Source organism: Tolypothrix tenuis PCC 7101 (assembly GCF_963874875.1).
GTDB classification, from domain to species: Bacteria; Cyanobacteriota; Cyanobacteriia; order Cyanobacteriales; family Nostocaceae; genus Aulosira; species Aulosira tenue.
Genome location: NZ_CAWNJS010000001.1, coordinates 3,195,605 through 3,213,370, shown reverse-complemented (window position 1 = coordinate 3,213,370; position 17,766 = coordinate 3,195,605). Strand labels below are relative to the sequence as shown.

Genomic DNA, 17,766 nt, shown 5'->3' with positions numbered 1-17,766 from the left:
ATCAACCTAATATCAACTTCATCCGAAATTCATAATTAAAGTGTTGTATGTAAATTATGTTGCAGATAAGTGTATTGCTAACTAATTACTGAAAATAGTATTTTTATTGTAAATTCAGCAATTAGCACTTTTTAGTCAGTAGCACTATCACCATTGCTGCTATCAGTAAAACTCCATATTTGGCTATAGATGCATAGGGCTTTTAGCAATATGCAAATATGTCATGGAATCTATTACAGAAAACATTCTTTTAAGATTCGTTACTATATGACTACTCTCACTCAAACTGCTACTACACCAAACATTAAAGTACAAAAGCCAGAGATTCTGAATTATCCTGACTTAATGCAAGTTTATTTTTTTCAAGCAGTAATTGAGAACTTAGAAGATGGAATTTTAATTTTAAATGAGACGGGTGAACTATTGCACGCCAACGCATCCGCCGAACAAATTTGTTCGCAATTGAATCAAGAAAATTGTCATAAAAAATTTATTCATCCAGTTATCCAGCAGCTTTGCCAATCTTTAATTGACAGTCGCAGTTTTACAGATAATCAACTGCTGATACTGTCAGATGAAATTGTATTTAATCAAACTACAGTCTTTCGGATTCGGGTGAGATGGTTAAATTTAAATAGTATGCAGATGCCTTATTTCTTAGTCACAATTGAGAATCAATGTCAATCTCTCAAAAATATTGCGATCGCAGAAGTAAAAAAATATGACTTGACCCCAAGAGAAGCAGAAATATGGTCTCTTTATCGAGGAAAATATAGTTATAAAGATATTGCTACGAAGTTGTATATTACTGTGAATACTGTCAAGAAGCACATGAAAAATATCCACGCTAAAAGACAAGCATTTCTGGAAACGCAACAGTAGTTGTACAAGTTGAAATTTTGGATTGACCCTAAGGATCAATCCGCTTGTTTAGCAATTTAGGAATGAGAATTTTTCATCAATGCCACTAATAAATTAGTATATTGAACCATGAATTAACAGTTGTTCAGCAATTCAAAATATCAATATTGATGTTAGCTAAACATATAATTAACCCTAATATTTTTGCATGATTACAAACTTTTTATTTACTATTTTTGAGGATTAATGAGTGTGTGTTTAGCGAGGTTTGCCAGAATTTTGGATGGTTAATAATCGATTGTAAATCTGCCGTTTTAAATTTTCGTCACTTTGGATGTTAAGAGTAATTTGGTTGAAGCGTATAATAGTTAATCCATTATCTTCAACTATTTTTTGAGAGCGATTACAGTAATTTACTGCAACATCTTGCGCTTTTTTTGGCAGAGCACTGATAGTTTTGGAGTCATTACAAATTATCTTGGGAATTTCACTTCCACCGATAATCTTTTTAATTTCGTCAAAGGCTTGTTGACGCGCAGGTTCCATTGCTAGTACGGCTTGAGCATAATTGTTAACCTCATCATTATTTACTGGTTGAGGGCTTTGGGCATTAACTTTACCACTTACTATTAAAACACTAGCAACTAAACTAGCAGTGGCGATCGCACTGTAAGACAGACTTTGAGAAAGTATTTTTTGCCAGCTTACTGGGAAACAGAAATCAGCAATGTTTTTCATACGGTGTATGACACAGAACTAGAGTAGCAATATGATAATGACTGTGAATTATTTTAGAAGTAAGAAGTTCCAGAAAGTTCTTAATCCATTAAATTTTTATATTTATGCTCTACTTCCTCGAGCCACTTGACAAAGTTCTATCACCTTTGTCTGCATTGTAGTCATATCAGAATAACCTTGTTTGAGACTAACTTCTAAGTCTAGGAGCAGAGGTAAAATCGAGATGAGTTGCTGTACAGAAAGGAATTTGACTTCCTGTTGTAAAAAGTAAATACGTTTGGGGTTACCGATTTCCGCAGCTTTCGCAATCTCTTGTGGATTGCGCTCGCCACTTTCCATCATAATTTTTACCCATAGCCAGGTGCGAAATTGACCAATCAAGGTAGCTACTATGCGTAAACCAGGCTCGGAAGCATTGATTAAATCGCTTAAGGTAGCTAAGGCTTGAGCTGTATCCCCATTTCTGATGGCTGCTGCTAATTGTAAACTATTTTGCGTAGTATTTCTGACTAACTTGGTAACACTATCTACATCTAGAGGCTGATTGCTAGCCGCACCATAGAGCCGCAATTTCTCCATTTCATTGTAGAGGAGGCGGGTATCGTTGCCTACGGATTCTGCAATCACTTCCATCGCCTTAGCTGTGAGTTTAACACCCGTGCTATGAGCAGCTTGATGTACTGCTTGTACGAGTAACTCTGTTTTCCAGGGGGGAATCAGGGGAAATTCTCGAAACTCAGTAGCTTGTTGTTTTAAAAATTTTGTCGATTTTAAGCGTTCGTCGGGTTTGTTGCGACTGGTGAGTAATAAAAATGAGTTTTCGGGAATTACAGGTAAGGTGCGCGTTAGTTCCGCCAACACATTATCTGGACAATGCTGACACAGGGTAGTATTGACTAGCCAGACTAACCTTCCACCAGCGCCAAAGCTGGGAGTCATCACTTCATTTAATCCCTGAATCACCGCATCAGCTTGATCTGGAAGCAAGGAAGTGTAGTTAAAACTTGTCCATAGGGGATCGAGGACGCGATCGCATAATGCAGCCACCGCCTTTTCTATGGCAAAATCATCTTCACCCCAGTAAACGTAAATTGGCATGGAAAAGCCTCAGTTCTCCTCTTGTTTCAAGGTATCACGGGATTGGGGACTGGGTACTGGGGACTGGGGACTGGGGATTGGGGACTGGGGATTTATAAATATGTTTTTTTGTTGTTTTTTCTCGAAATTTTAGACAAAATACCCTCGGCAGATTTTTTTAACTTAGAGAAGAAGCGATAAACTTTGCGAACAGCATCTAGTAAAAAGTAAGGAATTTTCAGCCGCAATGGGGCGAGGATGGGGCGATATAACCAATAGTATGCTCTTTTAAGGTTGTCCCATTTGGCACATTTGTCTTCATGAAGAAAATCGGAAATATCTACCACTAATCCCCTTCCTTCATACATCATCACATTCCGCCCATGTACATCATGGGGATATAGTCCTCGCATCCTTGCATACTCTAAAGCCTCATCAATATCTTGGATCACTTGCTTGGGGATACGCAATCCGCGTTGAATAGAGTCATAAAGAGTCACCCCGTATAACCGCTTCAGAATTAAAAGGCCATCTTTAGCATATAGACATTCTGAATAAGCTGGGTGAGAACCCAAACGATGGTAAACTTCTACCTCTTCTTCAAAACCTGGCCGTCCGGGTGCATAAATCTTGACCACCCAGTTGGGATAATCTGGGTGATAGACTACTCCAGCGTAATTTCCTACTCCCACTTTTTGCCAAGGATAGGGAAGATAGCTGATTTTTACTGGATCGTGGGGAGCTATACTTTCAATCTGTAATTTAGGAATTAACTCTTGATGAACAGTCTCTATCAGCCTATCTATGAGTCCTCTATCCATACTCATTCCCGTGAGCGGAGTTTAACTGTCCGCGATTATACATTATATTGCTGACGCTCTGACTAGCTGCATCATGCGATCGCACTCATTGTTACAGCAATAATATAAGTTTCAAAGTTAACAATATTAATAAGTTAAAATTAGTAAATATACTGGTGATTGTCTTTATTAGCAGATGAGAGAAAAATGCGATCGCAACATGAATCACAAGTTGTGTCTGCTGTAATTCAAAATTACAGGATGGCGGGAGAATACCTGATTGCAACCTCTACTAAAATTTTTTCTCCAATTGCTAAGGGAGAAGTTATTCCCTGGGACAACATCAGGTTTTTGCAACTTTCACCCTGTGGCTCATGTTTTGAGAGTGCATACAATGTCACAAAAGAGACTTATGACGATTGGGTAACGAGCAATCATCAATCTAGCTTATTGACACCATTGCTGATTAGCGATCAACTCACTTTCATTTCTGAACAACAGTGTCAGGAACTTTGTGATAATGATGATTATCGGTGGTCTGTTTTTTATTGGTTGACTCGACCAGGGTTTTCTGTTGATTTTTCCCAAGCATTAATTCAAATATATGCCCATTGTCCAGCCGGGCCTCCTCAGTATGGCAGTATAGTTTATCTGGAAAGAATGAAAGACTTATGGGAAGTCAAGTCATATTTTGGGTTATATAATCAGTAACTCGATGAATGCGATCGCCTCACGAACAAATAAATCCTCGACTGGAAAAGTCGGGGATTTGAACAACTCGCATTCACTAGATTTACCTCTCGACAATTTCCTTCTTCTGTCGCGGTGCAAATATCCCGTGTCGCGGACTAAATAATAATGCTAATACAAATAAACCGGATACTACTAATACAATTGCGGGGCCTGATGGTAAATTATAAAAGTAGCTCAAATACATTCCGCTAATACTAGAAATAACGCCAATAACTGCACCTAAAATCATTACTTGGTTGAGGCGTTTCACTAATAAATAGGCGGTAGCGCCAGGGGTAATTAATAATGAAAGTACAAGAATTACACCTACCGCTTTCATACTAGCGACAATTGTTAAGGCAATCAGCAGCATTAATCCAAAGTTCAGCCGATTGACTGGTAAACCTGCGGCTTGTGCGCCTAAAGGGTCGAAGGTGTAAAATAATAGTTCTTTGTAGAGTAAAACCACTACTAATAAAACAATCGCTGCAATGATAGCGGTGTCTCTTACTTCATCAATAGTTACGCCGAGAATATTGCCGAATAAAAAGTGATTCAGGTCAATTTTATTATCTTTTTGAATAACAGTAATTAAGGTAATACCGAGGGCAAAAAATGCCGAGAAAACTATGCCCATTGCAGCATCTTCTTTAATTGGCGATCGCGTTCGGATGAGTGCGATCGCCATTGTACTCACAACGCCAGCAATAAAAGCCCCAATAAAAATATTACCTCCCACCATAAAGGCGATCGCTAGTCCTGGTAACACTGAGTGACTAATCGCATCTCCCAGCAGTGCCAATCGTTGTACCATCAAGTAGCTACCAACTACTGCACACAACAACCCGACTAATATTGCAATCACCAGCGATCGCTGCATAAAGCCATATTGCAATGGCTCAATTAATGCTTGGAACATAGTTTATCATTTGGTGTTTGGTGTTTGGTGTTTGGTGTTTGTATTTATTACCAATTACCATTTAAGCTGCATCAGAAAAGTAAACTACTTTGCCACCATAGGCACGTTGTAAGTTTTCTTCGGTGAGTACTTGCTGGCGTGAACCTGTGGCGATTAATTCTTGGTTTAATAATATTAAATCATCAAAGTGGGTGATAGATTCGCCTAAGTCGTGGTTGACTACTAAAACGATTTTGCCTGCGTTTGCGAGTTCATGAAAGACTTCAAAAATCACTGTTTGAGTCTTTTGATCGATACCTACTAATGGTTCATCAAAACAGAAAATTTCTGCTTGCTGGGCTAAAGCACGGGCTAAAAATACTCGCTGCTGTTGTCCTCCAGAGAGTTCTCCAATGGGGCGATCGCAATAATTTTTCATCCCCACTCTTTCTAAGGCATTATTTGCTACCTGACGGCTAACTGCGGAAAAACTACGCAACCATCCAGTTTTTTTTACCCGTCCCATCATCACTACATCCCAAACTGTCGCTGGGTAAGTCCAATCAATTTGGCTACGCTGTGGTACATAAGCAACTTTCTCTAGTTGCTGCATCAATGGTTTATTTTCGTATAAAGCATTACCACTACTTTTAGCAACCAAGCCCAACATCGCCTTCATTAAGGTACTTTTACCAGCACCATTCGGGCCAAAAATACCTGTGAGTTTACCTGGTTCAATGATGCAATTAACGTCTCGCAATGCTTCTTGCGTGCGGTAGTGTACCCCTAAATGGGAGATGTAAATTCCCTCTGTAGATTTCATTTCATGGTTTTGTATAACTTGTGCAGGACTTCCCCAGATTTCTCTCGGTGCTAAACTGAATTTTTTGTAAAAAGAGACACTTTTCATAACTGTGCTTTCATATTTTATTTCTTGAGCTTACTATAAAAATGAGAGAAATATGAAAAAATCTATAGAGAGAAGTAATGTTGTAGATAAATGAAACTAATACTTAAGAGAGAGATGGGCATGGGGCATTGGGCATTGGGCATTGGGGTGATGAGGGAGATGAGGAAGAAACACCAAACACCCAATTACCCATTACCCATTACCCAACCCAAAAACATTCTTTCGCAGATATGCTTGGCAATACTTCTACCTTTAGCTTTATTCGGTTGTAGCCAGCCGAATGGAGGTAGTAATTCTCAAAGTGATGGGAAACCGCAAGTTGTAGCGACTAGCACTATCATTGCTGATTTAACTGAAGAGATTGGCGGCGATGAAATTCAGGTTAGAGGAATTCTCAAGCCTGGTACAGATCCTCACGTTTATGAACCAGTACCAGCAGATAGCCGGGTGATGGAAAAAGCGAATTTGATTTTGTATAACGGTTACAACCTAGAACCCGGACTAATTAAGTTAATGAATGCTGCTGGTGGAGGTGTGAAGCGGTTAGCGGTGGGAGAAGTTGTTAAACCGTTGCAGTTAGATAAAGGTAAAGGCGAAACCGTTCCCGATCCTCATGTGTGGGGTAGTGCAAAAAATGCGATCGCAATGGTAAATGCAATTCGCGATGGTTTAATTGAGTTATCGCCCGAAGATAAAGCAGAATTTACTGAGAATGCAACGCAACTTACCAATGAATTAAAGCAGTTGCATAGTTGGATTAATCAGCAAATCCAAACCATTCCTGCAGATAAGCGCAAACTTGTTACTACCCATGATGCTTTTCAATATTATGGACAAGCTTATAAAATTGCGATCGCAGGTACACTAATCGGTATCAGTACAGAAGAACAACCCAGCGCTCAAACTGTACAACGATTGGTGGAATCAATTAAAAAAATCGGTGTTAATGCCATTTTTGCAGAAACAACAATTAATCCTGCTTTAATTAAGACGGTAGCCGAAGAAGCTAAAGTCAACCTCGCCCCACGTCAACTTTACTCCGACTCAATTGGTGCAAAGGGGAGTGAAGGCGATACATATATCAAAATGATGACAGCCAACACTCGCACGATTGTCGAAGCCCTAGGCGGTAAATATACGCCTTTTCAACCTAAAAAATAAATTCAGCAGTTTGTGAGAAATGTTGCATTCTCAACAATAACACACCATACTTCTGAGAAAAAAATTAATATTAACTATTTCTCAAGCAAGAAGTTTTTCATAAATATTGCCATGAATATATAACTTAAGACATCTGTCTTTAATTAATATTCTCAAACTCTCTCTAGAGAAAGAACTCTTGCGGCCTTTTATTCTTTAAATTGATGTTAGTAAATGAATAGTTTTAAATCACCGCAATAGTTATGACTAATGAATCAAACGAGCAAATTAGACAACCTGTAAGTGAAGATTGGCATTCTCAAGATGAGCCAAATGTCAAAGAAAGAAACTTAACAGCCAATCCTGGAGATAGAATTGCTGACGAACCACAGTCAGTAGAACAGAAGGCTAAACAAGTTGCTGTAGATTCGCCAGACATTACAGGTGACCACATTACAGTTCCTACATACTTTGTTGTTGATGAACCAAATGGTGAGAAGAAAGCACTTCACCATGTTAAAGACGCTGAAGAAATTTCTGATGTAATTCGTCAAGCACGAGTTGACGAAAACGGCAATCGCATTTGGTGGTAGTAATTCAATAGCTTTTTCCACTAAATGAAGTGGATAGTTAGGGGCGCACAACTGCGCCCCTAAAGAATGTTTATTCTTGGGAATATTAATACAAATTCAAATAATTTTTATCAATATATTCTAGAGGAAAAGGCAATGCCTTGCCCCTACAATCTGTCACATTCTTTTTTAAAATTGGTATTACCTTGGAGTTGTGGCGGGACACAGCAACATCTTTCTATGCCCTATACCCTTTTCCCTATGCCCAAAAACTCCATCCCCTTGTGGATGGAGTTTTTCAATTTGTTAATTCTTGAATTACTTTGAGAAACTCGTGCAAAACGGGTGAGGTATCTTCTTGTCGCCACAGAACTACAATCTCTCTGGTGAGATTTGCGCCTTGGATGGGTTTATAAACAACACCTTGGCGCTGAAGATTTTGGACATTGCTGGGTAAAAGTGCTACTCCCACCCCACCTGCAACTAAGCTGAGAACTGTAATCATCCAGGTGGCTTCTTGAACGACATTGGGGAAAAAACCTGCTTGTTCACAAAGGTGAATAATCTCAGTATAGGAAGGAACTAATTCTGTAGAAGGTAACACAAAAGGTTCATTTGCCAAGTCTTGCAGAGGGATTTCTGGCTGAGAAGCGAAAGGATGTGTTTTTGGTAATGCAATCACCAAAGACTCACGCCCAATTGGTAGATAACACAACTCAGTATTCTGTTGATAGGAATTGAGTAAGCGATCAAAAGCGATATCCAGACGGCGATTTTGTAGTTCTTGAATTTGCTGTGCTGCTGTGAGTTCCCGTAATACTAGCTTGACATAGGGAAAGCGATCGCGGAATATTCGCAGCATATCAGGAAGCAGGCTATTGGCAATAGAACTATTTGTACCTACTACCAATTCGCCAATTTCACCACGACTGGCGCGTTGTGTTTGAATAATTGCATGTTCAACTTGAGTTAAAACTAACCTGGCTTCAGCTAAAAATACTTGTCCTGCAGATGTGAGTTGCAGGGGACGTTTTTTGCGATCGAAGAGTTTTACGCCAATTTCTGCTTCTAGGGCGCTAATCTGTTGACTGAGGGGAGGTTGTGCAATATGTAAACGTTGCGCTGCATAGCTAAAGTTCTTTTCTTCAGCGACAGCAATAAAGTACCGTAAATGTCGAAGTTCCATTGCTTGCCAGAACTACTATATTTTTAAAATATACTTGAGTTGTTAAAAAAGTATCCCAAATATAGTTGCTTTCGCTTATAGTCACAAACAGGGGCTATTGTGCAAAATTGAGATCAGGCTATCAGGGTAATCGCTATAAATATGAGTCAAATCAAACGTGTTGTGATTGTTGGTGGAACGCACGGAAATGAACTTACGGGAATTTATTTAGTGAAAAAATTTGAGCGATCGCCTGATTTGATTCAGCGCTCAAGTTTTGAAACCCTGACACTAATTGCTAATCCTAAAGCCTATGCAATTGGCAGACGTTATACTGACACTGACCTCAATCGCTGTTTTCTCCCGCGAGATTTAGAAAATCCTCATTTGTCTAGTTATGAAGCCCAACGCGCTAAGGTAATTTATCAAACCTTTGGTTTTGCAGGTAGCCAGCAAGCAGATTTTGTCATCGATTTACACAGTTCTACTGCCAATATGGGACTGTCTATTATTTTAGGTAATGAGAATCTATTAAATATTCAATTAGCCGCTTATCTTGCATCAATAAATCCCAAAGTTAGAGTCCTTTATTCCACAACCAAAAATCAAGAAAGGTCTCATCTCGATTCAATTTGTCAATTTGGCTGTACCCTGGAAGTTGGCGCAGTTGCTCAAGGTGTTTTGGATGCTGCTTTATTTGAGGAAACTGAAGCAATTATTCATGCAATTTTAGATTATTTAGCAGATCACAATCAAGCAAAAGCTCCTCTAATAAATGACACCCTCACCGCTTATCACAACCTCGGAACAATAGACTATCCCCGCAATGAATTGGGCGAAATTCAGGCAATGATTCATCCACGATTGCAATTTAGAGATTATCAACCACTGCATCCTGGCGAGCCGATTTTTTTAACATTTGATGGTCAAGAAATTCCTTATGAAGGCGACTCAATTGTCTATCCAGTTTTTATTAATGAGGCAGCTTATTACGAAAAGGGGATTGCAATGTGTATTACTGAGAAAAGGGAATTAGAAATAAAAATAGGACTTAAGAGTCAAGAGTCAATGGTCAATAGGAATGACCAATGACTAATGACTAATGACAGCCCTTCCCAACTATCTTGAATTGCACCGCCCTAATTACTATTTTTTAGGTATCGCTTGATGAATTGGCAGTTCTATCACAAATTCTGAGCCTTTACCTGGTTCAGATTGACAATATATCTTGCCATTGTGTTTATCTGTGACAATTTGATAGCTAATAGAAAGCCCTAAGCCTGTGCCTTTACCAACAGCCTTCGTAGTAAAAAATGGATCGAACAGCCGAGAAAGTACCTGTTGATCGATGCCAAGACCATTGTCAGTAATGCGAATGGCAACCCAGTCTTTATTCAGTAACGAGGTAGAAATTTTGATTTCGCTGGGGTTAGCGGCGATCGCTTCCGGATTAGCCTGGACATTTCGCTCTTCTAAGGCATCAATGGCATTAGATAGCAAATTCATAAATACTTGATTTAATTGACCGGGATAGCATTCGATGAGTGGTAACTGATCGTAGTCTTTAGTAACAAGAATAATCGGGTTACCGGCTGAAGACTTCAATCGGTTTTGCAAAATCATCAGTGTACTATCAATACCCTCATGAATATTTGCGGACTTAAAGTCAGCTTCATCCAAGCGCGAGAAATTACGTAAAGATGTGACAATTTCCCGAATGCGATTAGTACCTACCTGCATGGATTGAAATAATTTCGGTAAATCCTCGAATAAAAACTCAATCTCGGCTTTGTGCCAAAATTCTTGAATCTCCTGGGCAGCGTAGGGATGATGTTCTCGATAAAGCTCCACACAGCGCAGCAATTCTTGGGTATATTGGTGAGCGTGTTCTAAGTTACCATGAATAAAATTAATTGGGTTATTAATCTCATGAGCAACTCCGGCTACTAATTGCCCTAAGCTAGCCATTTTTTCGGCATGGATAATTTGCATTTGGGCAGTACGTAACTCATTGAGAGCCTGAGCGAGTTGATTTGCTTCTTCACGGGTTTGACCCAGCAAACTCGATTGCTGGAACAAGTTGGCTTGACGCAGCGCTACACTTATTTGTGCTGCTACTTGAGTCACAAATTTTAATTCCGCTTCTTCCCAATCACGTGCATTGGTGCATTGATGAATGTACAACAAGCCCCACAGATCATCCCCTTCCATCAGTGGCACAACAATCTGTGCTTTGACTTGAAATCGCTCAACTATATCAAAATATGGAATTTTGAAGCCTGCACGGTTGACATCAGAGATGACTTGCACTTTCCCTTGCTGATATTGCGCTGCATACTGATCGCTGAAACTATAATCTTGCGCCTTGACAGCTAAAGCAGCATCAAAATCAGGTAACACGTCTTCAGCGATAAATTCCCCACTGCAAAAATTGACATCAGGGTCAAAGCGAAAGACACCAACGCGATCTGCAATTAGCGATCGCCTGACTTCTTGGACTGTGGTTTTAAAGATGGTCTCTAAATCGAGTGATTCCCGAATTTTCACCACCAAATCAAATAAAATTCGTCGCTGTTCTGCCGATTTGTGCATTTCATCGGCACGAGTTTGAACTTGAACGATCATTTGTGAATTTTGTAAGGCTACTCCCATTTGGCTAGCAACCTGTCCCAAAAATTCCACTTCTACGTTATCCCAGCTACGGGGTGCAGAATGTTGATAAGCAGCCAGCAAGCCCCACAGATTGCGCCCTACAAAAATAGGAGTCAATACATAAGCGCGAATTTTAAACTGCTCTAAAATATCGAGGTGACAGCGTGAATGTCCGGCTTGGTAAATGTCGTTAACAGCAAAATTTTCGTTGTTGCGATAGCGTCCGCCTTTGGTTTCTTGCAGGTGAGTATCTTCCCAAACTAAATTTTTGCCAAAGGGAGTAATACTGTCCCAATGTGCTTCCGCAATGCCAAAATGACCAACAAATTCGCCACTCCAGTCAGCATTAAAGCGATAAACACCGACTCGCTCAACTTTTAGGAGTTTACATACTTCCTGACAGGTGGTTCTGAGGATTAAATCAATATCTAAAGAGGAGCGAATTTTGCCGACTACTTCAGTTAACGCCCGTTGACGTGCGATCGCATCTTGAAACGCCGCCGTCTGTTGTTTTGATTGAATCAAATTCTCGGCTTGCTGGATTGCTACTCCTAATTGTGCCCCTACCTGCCCGAGGAATTCCACTTCGTAATCTACCCATTGACGCGGCGCAGAGTGTTGATAGGCTGCTATCAGTCCCCAAAGTTTTGAACCTAGGAAAATCGGTGCTAAAGCATAGGCGCGAATCTTAAATTGTTCGAGAATATCGATGTGACAGCGTGAATGTCCAGCTTGGTAAATATCGTTAACGGCAAAACTTTCGTTATTACGGTAGCGTCCACCTTTGGTTTCTTGCAGGTGAGTATCTTCCCAAACGAGATTTCTGCCAAAAGCATTAATTCTATTCCACTGGGATTCTACCATCCCAAATTGGCTGACAAATTCACCACTCCAATCTGGATTAAAGCGATAAATTGCTGCCCGTTCTAACTTCAAAAGTTTGCATAATTCCTGACAAGTAGTATCTAAAATTATTTCGATATCCAGAGAAGAGCGAATATTGCCTACCACTTCTATTAATGCTCGTTGACGCGCGATCGCATCTTGCAGTTCGGCGGTGCGTTGTTTGGTTTCTGAGAGAATTTCTGCCTGCTGCATTGCTACACCAAAATAGGTGCCAGCTTGGGCAAGAAATTCTACTTCGCTAGAATGCCACTTTCGGGGCCCAGAGTGCTGATAAGCCGCCAACAATCCCCACAGCTTTATACCTACAAACATCGGGGCGATCGCATAGGCGCGAATTTGAAATTGTTCTAAGACATCAATATGACAACGAGAGTGTCCTGCTTCGTAAACGTCATCCACAGCAAACGGCTCATTTTTTCGATATCGCCCCCCCTGAGTTTCTTGTAAATGAGAATCTCCCCAAACCAAATCTTGTCCAAAAGCATCCAGTGTATTCCAGGGTGATTCTGCAAAGCCTAAACGATTAATGAAACTACCACTCCAGTCAGGGTTAAAACGATAGATTGCCACTCGTTCAATCTTCAATTGCCGACAAATATCTTGACAAGAACTCGAACACAGAGATTCTAAATTTACTGATGCCCGACTCTTGGTAAGAATTCTTGCTAAGATTTTTTGATACTGAACAGCAAGCTGTAGCTGGTGCTGGCATTCTTGCAAATGCTTAAGCGCTTCATGGTCGGTTGAGGTCATAGATTTTAGGGAAAATGAAATTCTTAGTTTCATTGTTCCCTTGGGTAAATCAAATATTAAATAAATTGGAATTTTTTTGTTAGCTATTGACAAAAGTCCATTCCAATATTTTTATCGGCGCTTCCTGAAGTGCTTGGGACAGTTCGGCGCTACTTTTGAACTTCAACTGTGATAAGTCGCAGGCTTCAATATTGACTGTAAATTTCTCATCTTCAAAAGGCCAGGGATTGACACTCACCAAATTATCGCTGCGTTGCATAATGTCATAACGCTGATCTTCAGGCCCCTTGCTAATTTCTAACCAACGTTCATCAGCCGGAAGTTCTTGCTGACAGAGAATTAAAGATAAGCGATCGCACCATTGCATAAATGCATAAGCAGCATCTACTTCTTGTTTGTCAATTCCTAATTCCTTACGCCAAAGTTCCTGGTTTTGCAATTGCTCATCGAGAAATTTATCGAGTTCAGGAGACTCACCACGTTTTGCTCCATGTAACCGACTCATATGCTTAGAAATTAATAAAGCTACCCACCTTCCCCGATAGCGGGCATTTTTGACAAGATTAGCAATTTTTTTGACATCAGTTTCTGTACTGAGAGTAAAGTCTAGTGGCGCACCACTTTCTGTCAAAATATCCTCTTCCCACTCTTTTTCTAAATCATCATGATGGGAAATTGCCGCTAGGGTTTCATATAATCTTACAGGAGCATTTTTGCGTCGCCATTGTCCTGCTAATTGCGCTGCTAATAAAGCATGAGCGCGATGATAAATAACTTCCCAACCATTTTGTGTAGCATTAACAATCACTAGTCAATTCTCCATATGATTAATTGTAAATTCTCCGGAAAAATGAGCCAGCGAATCTACTTCTAACTGGCTCATATAATGCTCATCCCTCAGTTAATTAGGAATGCTTTTGCAGTGGATCGGCAATATATTTGAATGTTGGCTCAGAATTCCAAGGGCCACGCTCATCTTGATTACCATTTGTCGATAGGTTGTAGTAAAGAGCAACAGTTTCATCTGGTTGAATATTCCCAAATAAGGGATCTGTCAATTTACCCAGAGAATCTAACGCTTTCATAAACATTTGCGTATGGGAAATTTCTCTGGTTAATAGATGTACTAAAGTTTGCTTAGTACCATCATCTGTTGCTAGCTTAATCAACTCTTCGTAAGTCTGACGTGCTCCAGCTTCAGCAGCAATATTAGCTCGCAAATCACGCACCACGTCTCCACCTTCATTGATGTAATTTGCAGTCCAAGCGCTACCTTGACTATCTAAAAAGTGCGGGCCAATCCCCCGAATTGCAAACAGAGTACTTTTATAAGCCTCAGTTTGATCGGTATTTTTGGTGTGAGCTTCGATGAGTTTACCTACCATTTCTAAATGGCTAAACTCTTCTATAGCAATATCTTGGAGCATATCTTTAATGCCAGCATTTTCGACATGAAAAGATTGCACCCAGTATTGTAGTGCAGCTGTAAGTTCTCCTGTTGCTCCACCAAACTGTTCTAGAAGTAATTGAGCAAACCTAGGATTAGAATCACTAACGTTTACTACATGAATCGGTTCTTTTTTATGAAAAAACATTTTTCCCTGCTTCCTGAAACAATGATTTGGTCAATGGATTGATTTAGAATTATTACCAGCTACCACTGATACAAATTCCTACAAGAACGCCACAGACTCACACCTTCAAATCTAGATTCCGTCTTAATTTCGCAACGAATTTGGATTATGGCTCAGACTAGTAAATCAAGAGAATACCTGAGGATTTTAATTAAACTCTACTGCTTCTGCTCAACAGTCCCCATAAATAAATAGCAATAATTGCACCAATTACAGCTATAAATAGACCTGTAAGACTGAAACCAGTACCAGCAGCGGTCAGTTGTAGAGTTCCTGTTTGTAAAAGTGTGTAAAGACTACCACCAATGAAAGCGCCGACAATACCTAATACCATTGTCGAAAGAATTCCGCCACCCTGATAACCTGGATAAATTGCTTTTGCGATCGCACCAGCTAGAAGTCCTAATATTACCCAAGCAATAATATTCATGATTTCCTCACAAACGTCATCTGGTTTAAATTCAATTTATCCAGAAAAATTCAAAATTGTTTCTACCACTTGAAGGAAAAGCTACAGCCAAAAGATAGATATAAATTGATATATTTTTGCAATCATTCATGAGTTTATGTATACTAATTTTCTCGGAAATCCAAATATCATTTTTCATAATTACATCTACTCTAATTAAAGCGTTATATCAAAATATTCATATTCAAAAAATCAGATACGATTATATTTATATCTTTAGAGATAAGCTATATATCTATCTTTATATAGATGCTTTAAATAAGAGATGATTTATTACGAAATAACTATCCTAGCGCCTAACGCACCATCCACGCGACGGTGCGTTACGGCTAAATTTCATTGTCTCTTTGTCCCAAATTCTTTCATAGCCGTAACACACCCTTGTATATTGAATTTTGCGGAAAGTTGCGTGCGGGGGGAACCCCCGTTCTTGCAAACTTTCCTTGGCGTAGCCTCTCCCTTTGTGAGAAGACGAATTTTGAATTGCTCCTACTCATTCATTTCTTTCATCGTAGCTAGTGCTGAAGGCGATAAGCGGCTGAGATAGCGGAATATCCAGTATTTAAATATAGTATCCAAAATCACTGGAAATGTAGCAATAAATAAATATATTGCACTTTCATTGGCTGGTAATCCTAAATGTTCTGCAAAGCCTTCTAGGAGAACTTCCCAGCCATGTGGTGAGTGAAATCCGACAAATATATCGGTAAACAAAATAATTAAAAAAGCCTTAGCACTATCACTAAGTCCATAAACAATATCGTCTATAAAAGACTTAACAATGGCAATTTCTCTTTTGCTTGTAGCGACTACAATCGCAAAAGCAACTAGTGAGATTAAATCAGCAAATACATTACTGATAGCGCTATTACTTTCATGGTTAAATTCCTCTGCTATTTCAATAGCTTTTTCTTGAATTTTTTCTCTGATTCCTTCAGGCGAAAGTGCAGGTGCTTCCTGTAATAAACTCTCAAACTTAAGTTTACTTTCAAAACTCTTTAATTCATTTAAAGCTTTCTCCTCCATTTCAGAGTTGAGAAAAATCTCTGTTGTGCGTTCTCCTCTAGCTCTTTCAACTAGAGGATTTATGAATAGCTGTTTTGAGAAATGCTGGGTTAATAGGGGCACAAGAATTAAAATCAGAAAAAATCTCAGTGCAGTTCTAGTCCTATTTCTAGAACGCTGATAATTTTTCACAAATTCTGCTTCTGCTTGTGGTGATAAATCAGTTTTTATTCTGTTAATTGTTCTGCCTAAAGACCTGGGCAATATTCCTGTTTTTTGGTTTAAGTTAGGAACTTGATTAACTCTATTATTAGATGGTTTGACTGCTTGAGGCGCTATATTATTATCAATAGTTAGTGGTTCAGAACTTTTGACAACATCACTATTATTAATTTGTTCAGTTCTAGGAGTATACTTAGCTATGACATCATCAATAAATTGCAGCTTTTCTAAGATTGTACTATTAGCCATCTCCAACATTGAACGGCTGACGCGAAACTCTGCTAATTTTATATTGATAATAGTTAAATTTTTATTTAAGTACCCTTCCCAATAAGACATTACATTTGCGGTGTAATTTCCTGACGAAGCAGAAATCTTTTGACCGCCAAAATGCTCAATTTCAATATTTCTAATTATCTGAGCAGCTTCGTAAGCTTCTAAAAGTGCCCTTTCTGGTGTCGAGACAAACCATTGCTTTACTGTTAGGATATAGTCTCTAATTTTTTGGCGTAATAAACCTGCATTTTTGGTAATGAATGAGGATTTCATTGCAGACATTTTCTATATATTGAGTCAAGGTACTAAGATTAGCTACCAACTATATTAATAAATAATGGCGGTAAAATGTTGCTAGTAGCTTTTGGCAGATTAGATAAACTATTTGTTATGAGTTTACACCTGTTAGCCTTTGTCTGAAGATAGATAATTGATTCTTATTGCCAGCATTAACAATAGCTGATTTTATAATATAGCAATCCAGTTTGATGAGTGAAAATACTTGCATTGAGAAAGAACGAAGAATAGACATATAAGGATATAAACTGTACCTAGCTTTACAAAAATCATATATGGTTTCAGCAGTATTTGCCAAAATATAATGCTACCTTTCTAAGTAGTTAGAATTTTCCTCATATTCTCCACTTAACATCAATAGCCCTATCTTAAGATAGATGCTTAGAACTAATTTATTTGCATTTATGACTTAGAAATCAATAGCGCCTGAGTTTTTCGTGAGCTTTTACACCTATTAAATTTGTATTACAATCTTATGTCTATTCTGTGTGAATACTGTGTCAATACTGTGACATAGCTGCATTCAGCGTCAGTAAAGCTAATACTAATACGTAAGATTTGCTAATTTAAAATATCCTGTATCATCAAGTTTGAGATGCTTACAAAAATAAGATTAATTGTCAAGTAGATTTAATAAAATTGTATATTTAAGAGATTAA

The 17,766-nt window shown here is 38.9% G+C and carries 16 protein-coding genes; 5 read left to right on the top strand and 11 right to left on the bottom strand.

Annotated elements, in window-relative coordinates:
* Positions 1-267 precede the first annotated feature (267 nt).
* The gene (locus tag AACU25_RS13125) at positions 268-882 is read left to right on the top strand and encodes a helix-turn-helix transcriptional regulator (RefSeq protein ID WP_096576267.1); all 615 of its coding nucleotides are present in this window, start codon (positions 268-270) and stop codon (positions 880-882) included.
* Between the two features lie 237 nt (positions 883-1,119).
* Here AACU25_RS13125 and AACU25_RS13120 read toward each other — a convergent pair whose 3' ends face one another.
* The 3 genes from AACU25_RS13120 to AACU25_RS13110 form a co-directional block, all read right to left on the bottom strand.
* Positions 1,120-1,599 carry a DUF4168 domain-containing protein gene (locus tag AACU25_RS13120; protein ID WP_096576265.1) on the bottom strand — a complete coding sequence of 160 codons (480 nt, stop codon included), beginning with the start codon at positions 1,597-1,599 and terminating at the stop codon, positions 1,120-1,122.
* 102 nt (positions 1,600-1,701) lie between these two features.
* On the bottom strand, positions 1,702-2,697 hold the full coding sequence (gene holA, locus AACU25_RS13115; protein ID WP_096576263.1) for a DNA polymerase III subunit delta: 996 nt from the start codon (positions 2,695-2,697) through the stop codon (positions 1,702-1,704).
* A 92-nt stretch (positions 2,698-2,789) separates the two neighbouring features.
* The gene (locus AACU25_RS13110) at positions 2,790-3,497 is read right to left on the bottom strand and encodes a serine/threonine protein kinase (RefSeq protein WP_096576261.1); all 708 of its coding nucleotides are present in this window, start codon (positions 3,495-3,497) and stop codon (positions 2,790-2,792) included.
* 159 nt (positions 3,498-3,656) lie between these two features.
* On the opposite strand from AACU25_RS13110, the gene AACU25_RS13105 reads away from it, so the two are divergent.
* Positions 3,657-4,187: a hypothetical protein gene (locus AACU25_RS13105; RefSeq protein WP_190445887.1), complete on the top strand. Its 531-nt coding sequence runs from the start codon at positions 3,657-3,659 to the stop codon at positions 4,185-4,187.
* A gap of 82 nt (positions 4,188-4,269) precedes the next feature.
* Here the strand turns inward: AACU25_RS13105 and AACU25_RS13100 are convergent, their stop codons facing one another.
* Together AACU25_RS13100 and AACU25_RS13095 are read right to left on the bottom strand one after the other, a co-directional pair.
* On the bottom strand, positions 4,270-5,127 hold the full coding sequence (locus AACU25_RS13100) for a metal ABC transporter permease (RefSeq protein ID WP_096576257.1): 858 nt from the start codon (positions 5,125-5,127) through the stop codon (positions 4,270-4,272).
* Positions 5,128-5,188: 61 nt separating this feature from the next.
* Complete coding sequence (locus AACU25_RS13095; protein WP_422641116.1) at positions 5,189-5,929, bottom strand: metal ABC transporter ATP-binding protein; 741 nt, start codon at positions 5,927-5,929, stop codon at positions 5,189-5,191.
* 246 nt (positions 5,930-6,175) lie between these two features.
* Here AACU25_RS13095 and AACU25_RS13090 point away from each other — a divergent pair, with 246 nt between their 5' ends.
* Together AACU25_RS13090 and AACU25_RS13085 are read left to right on the top strand one after the other, a co-directional pair.
* The gene (locus AACU25_RS13090) at positions 6,176-7,177 is read left to right on the top strand and encodes a metal ABC transporter solute-binding protein, Zn/Mn family (protein ID WP_190445888.1); all 1,002 of its coding nucleotides are present in this window, start codon (positions 6,176-6,178) and stop codon (positions 7,175-7,177) included.
* Between the two features lie 242 nt (positions 7,178-7,419).
* Entirely contained in the window at positions 7,420-7,749 is a 330-nt protein-coding gene (locus tag AACU25_RS13085) for a hypothetical protein (protein WP_096576251.1), read from the top strand.
* 277 nt (positions 7,750-8,026) lie between these two features.
* Here the strand turns inward: AACU25_RS13085 and AACU25_RS13080 are convergent, their stop codons facing one another.
* Positions 8,027-8,914 carry a LysR substrate-binding domain-containing protein gene (locus tag AACU25_RS13080; RefSeq protein ID WP_096576249.1) on the bottom strand — a complete coding sequence of 296 codons (888 nt, stop codon included), beginning with the start codon at positions 8,912-8,914 and terminating at the stop codon, positions 8,027-8,029.
* A 141-nt stretch (positions 8,915-9,055) separates the two neighbouring features.
* On the opposite strand from AACU25_RS13080, the gene AACU25_RS13075 reads away from it, so the two are divergent.
* Positions 9,056-9,985 carry an aspartoacylase gene (locus tag AACU25_RS13075; protein ID WP_096576247.1) on the top strand — a complete coding sequence of 310 codons (930 nt, stop codon included), beginning with the start codon at positions 9,056-9,058 and terminating at the stop codon, positions 9,983-9,985.
* A 54-nt stretch (positions 9,986-10,039) separates the two neighbouring features.
* On the opposite strand, the gene AACU25_RS13070 is transcribed toward AACU25_RS13075, so the two are convergent.
* The 5 genes from AACU25_RS13070 to AACU25_RS13050 all read right to left on the bottom strand — a co-directional run bounded on the left by AACU25_RS13070 (position 10,040) and on the right by AACU25_RS13050 (position 17,083).
* A complete protein-coding gene (locus AACU25_RS13070; protein WP_422641106.1) occupies positions 10,040-13,237 on the bottom strand; it encodes a GAF domain-containing sensor histidine kinase in 3,198 nt (1,065 codons plus the stop codon).
* Positions 13,238-13,283: 46 nt separating this feature from the next.
* Positions 13,284-14,012: a DUF3891 family protein gene (locus AACU25_RS13065; protein ID WP_096576245.1), complete on the bottom strand. Its 729-nt coding sequence runs from the start codon at positions 14,010-14,012 to the stop codon at positions 13,284-13,286.
* A gap of 97 nt (positions 14,013-14,109) precedes the next feature.
* Positions 14,110-14,799, bottom strand: a complete 690-nt coding sequence (locus AACU25_RS13060; protein ID WP_096576243.1) for a manganese catalase family protein — start codon at positions 14,797-14,799, stop codon at positions 14,110-14,112.
* 190 nt (positions 14,800-14,989) lie between these two features.
* Positions 14,990-15,268: a GlsB/YeaQ/YmgE family stress response membrane protein gene (locus tag AACU25_RS13055; protein ID WP_045867479.1), complete on the bottom strand. Its 279-nt coding sequence runs from the start codon at positions 15,266-15,268 to the stop codon at positions 14,990-14,992.
* A gap of 528 nt (positions 15,269-15,796) precedes the next feature.
* A complete protein-coding gene (locus tag AACU25_RS13050) occupies positions 15,797-17,083 on the bottom strand; it encodes a proton extrusion protein PcxA (RefSeq protein ID WP_096583718.1) in 1,287 nt (428 codons plus the stop codon).
* Positions 17,084-17,766: the final 683 nt, after the last annotated feature.

Coding starts and splice junctions, on each gene's coding strand:
- AACU25_RS13095 (WP_422641116.1), bottom strand. CDS start 5,929: ATGAAATCTACAGAGGGAATTTACATCTCCCATTTAGGGGTACACTAC.
- AACU25_RS13055 (WP_045867479.1), bottom strand. CDS start 15,268: ATGAATATTATTGCTTGGGTAATATTAGGACTTCTAGCTGGTGCGATC.
- AACU25_RS13050 (WP_096583718.1), bottom strand. CDS start 17,083: ATGAAATCCTCATTCATTACCAAAAATGCAGGTTTATTACGCCAAAAA.
- AACU25_RS13110 (WP_096576261.1), bottom strand. CDS start 3,497: ATGGATAGAGGACTCATAGATAGGCTGATAGAGACTGTTCATCAAGAG.
- AACU25_RS13060 (WP_096576243.1), bottom strand. CDS start 14,799: ATGTTTTTTCATAAAAAAGAACCGATTCATGTAGTAAACGTTAGTGAT.
- AACU25_RS13090 (WP_190445888.1), top strand. CDS start 6,176: ATGAGGAAGAAACACCAAACACCCAATTACCCATTACCCATTACCCAA.
- AACU25_RS13080 (WP_096576249.1), bottom strand. CDS start 8,914: ATGGAACTTCGACATTTACGGTACTTTATTGCTGTCGCTGAAGAAAAG.
- AACU25_RS13125 (WP_096576267.1), top strand. CDS start 268: ATGACTACTCTCACTCAAACTGCTACTACACCAAACATTAAAGTACAA.
- AACU25_RS13070 (WP_422641106.1), bottom strand. CDS start 13,237: ATGAAACTAAGAATTTCATTTTCCCTAAAATCTATGACCTCAACCGAC.
- AACU25_RS13120 (WP_096576265.1), bottom strand. CDS start 1,599: ATGAAAAACATTGCTGATTTCTGTTTCCCAGTAAGCTGGCAAAAAATA.
- AACU25_RS13100 (WP_096576257.1), bottom strand. CDS start 5,127: ATGTTCCAAGCATTAATTGAGCCATTGCAATATGGCTTTATGCAGCGA.
- AACU25_RS13075 (WP_096576247.1), top strand. CDS start 9,056: ATGAGTCAAATCAAACGTGTTGTGATTGTTGGTGGAACGCACGGAAAT.
- holA (WP_096576263.1), bottom strand. CDS start 2,697: ATGCCAATTTACGTTTACTGGGGTGAAGATGATTTTGCCATAGAAAAG.
- AACU25_RS13085 (WP_096576251.1), top strand. CDS start 7,420: ATGACTAATGAATCAAACGAGCAAATTAGACAACCTGTAAGTGAAGAT.